Source organism: Phytomonospora endophytica (assembly GCF_014202425.1).
GTDB classification, from domain to species: Bacteria; Actinomycetota; Actinomycetes; order Mycobacteriales; family Micromonosporaceae; genus Phytomonospora; species Phytomonospora endophytica.
Genome location: NZ_JACHGT010000034.1, coordinates 1 through 3,863 on the forward strand (window position 1 = coordinate 1; position 3,863 = coordinate 3,863).

Sequence of the window (3,863 nt, forward strand, 5' to 3'; positions counted from 1 at the left end):
CCGGTGCGGTAGAGGCGGGTGCCGTCGGTGGTATGGGGGTTGGGAATGAATTTGTCGGCGGTGAGGCCGGGACGCGCCAAATAACCACGCGCGACACCGATTCCGCCGATGCACAGTTCACCCACTCCGCCGACGGGCACCTCGTGGCCCTGCGGGTCGAGAATATGAATCGCGACATTCTGCAGCGCATGCCCGATCGGCACCGTCGAGCCGTCGATCGGCGTTCCGCAGTCCCACCAGGTCGCCCAGACCGATGCCTCGGTGGGGCCGTACATGTTGACGATCCGGGCCTCTGGGAAGACCTTCACGGCGTGTTCGATGACGTGCCGGTCGAGGCGTTCACCGCCGAGCCACAACAGGCGCACCGAGGGATGGGACGCGCCGGCCCCGCCCTCGGCCAGTGTGAGAAGACCTGAGGGCGTGAACTGTGCGACGGTCACCCGCTCACCGCGGATCAGTTCGGACAGATACCCGTCGTCGTGCCGGGAGCTAGGGGCGGCCATGATGACCGTCGCCCCGGCCGACAGCGGCAAGAAGGTCTCCCACACCGAGATGTCGAAGCTGATCGGAGTGCGCGCGAGCACGCGATCCCCGGGAGCGACCGCGAACAGCCGCCGGGCACCGGCGAGGCGGTCGGTGCAGCCTCCGTGTTCGACGGCGACGCCCTTCGGTCGACCGGTTGAGCCCGAGGTGTAGATGACGTACGCGAGGTCCCTCGGGTCGACGGCGAGGTCCAGCCGATCGGCGTTCATGGCGCCGATCCGGTCGAGTTCCGTACGGTCGAGGGCGAGCACGGTCGACCCGCTCTCCTGGAGCTGTTCCCGGTGCGCGTCGTCACTGATGATGGTGGTGATGGCCGCGTCCTCGACGATGTACTCGATCCGTTCCCGTGGAAGGCCCGGATCGAGGGGCACATAGGCGAGTCCCGCCTTCTGAATGCCGAGAAGCACGGCAACCAGCGTGGCGCTGCGCGGGAGGGCGACCCCGATGAGTTCTCCGCCCGCGACGTCTTCCTGGAGGAGCCGACGAGCGAACTGGTTGGCGCGGCGGTCGAGTTCGGCGTAGGTGAGCCGCTGTCGCCCGTCGATGACGGCGACCGCATCCGGGGTCAGGTCCGCGGCGTCCTCCACTAGCCGGTGCAACGTGCCGGCGGTCTTCGCGGTTCGGACCCGAGCGTTCCAGGTGCGCGTGCGGCGGGCGTCCTCGTCGCTGGTGCGCCGCAGGTCCGAGACGGTGGCGGACTCGTTCTGCTCCGCGATGCTTCGCAGCACCCGGACGAAGGTTCTGGCCACGTCGGCGGCGGGCAGCGGGGGCCGTCGCGCGTCGAAGGTCAGATCCGCGCGCAGACTGGAGCCGGGGTGGATCCTGAGCGTCAGCGGATACCCGGTCCACTCGACCGCCGTCACCGTACGGAAGAGCAGACCGGTGTCGGCGTCCTCCGTCGGCTGGGGAAAGTTCTGGAAGAGCACCAGGGTGTCGAAGAGATCCCGCTGATCTCCGACGAGTGACTTGATGCGCGACAACGAGCTGTGCTGGTGTTCGAGCAGATCCACCGAATCCGCCTGGATCCGGACCAGCCAGTCCTGGACCGGCTGCGCCGGATCGATGCCGATCCGCACCGGCAACGTGTTGATCAGCATGCCGACGAACCGCTCGCTGTTGACGAACTGGCTCGACCGCCCCGACAACGTCGCCCCGAACACCACATCGGTTGAGGCCGTGTAGGCGCCCAACGTCAGTGCCCACGCGGCTCTCACCACGGTGTTGAGGGTGATGCGCAGAGCGCGGGTGACCGATCCGAGCTCGGCGGTGAGATCGTCGGGAATGCCGAACTCGTATGTTTCGGGCCGAGGGTGCTCCGAGGGTGCGTCCATCGGTGCGAGAGTGTTCGTCCTGACGTGTCCGTCGAGCCGCCGCCGCCAGAACTCGTCATGGGAGTCGTGGCGCTGCGTTGTTCGCCGCAGCCAGGACACGTACTCGTTGAGGCGCGGCGCCGCGGGCAGGACCGGCACCTCACCCCGTGATCGCGCGTCATGGACGGTCTTGAACTCGTCGAGCAGTACGGCGGCGCTCCAGCCGTCGAGCAGCAGGTGGTGGAAGACCCAGAACAGGTGGTGCTCGCCCGACGGTGTGCGCACCACCGTCATACGCGTCAGCGATGGGTCGTTGACCGCCATCGGAGCGGTCAGTTCCCGCTCGCGGATGGCTTCGAACTCCGCCTGACTGCCTGCTTCCAGTGTGGTGAAAGGAACCTCGGCAACGGGTGAGCTTTCGAGCAGGGCGGTTCCCTGGTCCGTCCAGACGAGCCTCGCACGCAGCATGGCGTGGCGGCCGCACACCTCGCGCCAGGCATGGTGTAGCTCTTCGACGCCCGCGACCCCGGTGAGTTCGTACTCGAGCCGCTCGACGTACCGCCCGGACCCCGGCTCGTCGAACATCGCGTCGAACAACACGCCCTCCTGCGTGGAGGTGAGCGCGATGACATCCCCGGCCACTGGCCCGTCCGGCACGGCGAGCAGGCGCAGCTGCTCCACCAGACGGCCGCACAGAAGATCGAGAGTCTCCTGAGCGGCCGGCGATCCGGGCGCGATCCAGTCGACCACGAGCTCGTCGCCTTCCAGGAAGGTGACCACCTCAAGGGCGTGTGGCCGGTGTTCGTCGCGGGCCCGTTCTGTGCCGAAACCCACCGCGGTGGAGTCTTGCGCCACCACGCCCGAGGGGAAGACGGTGTGTCCGAGGTAGTTGAAGGTGACGGAGGGCTCGTCGAATCCGTCGAGGTGGCCGGTCAGTTCACGCAGTGGCAGGAAGCCGGCGCCCTTTCGCGGCATGTTGCGAAGGAACCGCTTGACGTCGCGGAGCACGGACACCACGTCACCGTCGTCGGACAGGGCGACCGTGACGGGATGCATGCCGGTGAACCATCCGACCGTGCGGGAGGTGTCCAGGTCGCTGATCTCGTGCTGACGGCCATGGATCTCGCGCAGAAGAGATACCCCGCCCGTCTGCCCGACGTCGCCGACCGCGCACACGAGGGCCGCGATCATCAGCTCCTCCAGCCGGGCGCCGTGCCGACGGGTCGCGTGGTCCCTGAGGGCCCGGCTGAGCTCGATCCCGGTTCGCTGCTGCCGAAGGGTCTCACCGGCGCCGTCGGCGGGGTCCTCGGCGCCAATCCCGGGAACCGACAATGGAAACGCGGGTACCGAACGCCAGTGGACGACCTCGTCGTCGAGTGCGCCCGCCTGAACGTTCGCCGACAACTCGGCAGCCCACTGACCGTAGGAGGCCGTCTTGGCCGGGAGGTCGATCGGCGCCCTGAGGAGCCTCTGCCGATAGGCGGTGTGCAGGTCCTCGACCAGGATCGTCCAGGAAACCGCGTCGACGACCAGGTGATGGCACGTCAGAACCAGCTGGGCCTCACCGTTCCCGTCGCTCGGGCGCACCAGGACCGCGCTGGTCAGCGGCCCCTCCGTGAGCCCCATGTCCGCCTGGGCCGTGTCCAACGCGGCGGCGACCTCCTCGGCGTCGCCGTCCAACAGGACGGTCAGAGGCCAACGCCCCGAGTCCGTCGGTGCGAGCCGCCGGCGGCGGTCGCCGTCGTCGGCGCTGTCGAAGCGCGCACGCAGTTCATCGTGGTGGGCGACCAGACCGTTCAGCGCCTCAGCGAGCGCTGCGACATCGACCGGTTCATCGAATGCCGTCGCCGTCGAGAGATTCCAATGGTGAGGCTGCTGGAATGTCTGGGCGAAGAACCATTCCTGAATCGGCGCCAGTGGCGTGTTGTTTTGTGGTGTGGGTGTGGGTGTGGGGGTGTTGGTGTTGTGGGTGGCGATGGTGGTGAGTTCGTTGATGGTTTGGTGTTCGAA

1 protein-coding gene is annotated in these 3,863 nt (G+C 67.8%); it reads right to left on the reverse strand.

What is annotated here, in order from left to right; genetic code table 11:
• The coding region (locus HNR73_RS38925; RefSeq protein WP_184793112.1) for an amino acid adenylation domain-containing protein at positions 1-3,863 on the reverse strand (3,863 nt) is incomplete at both ends.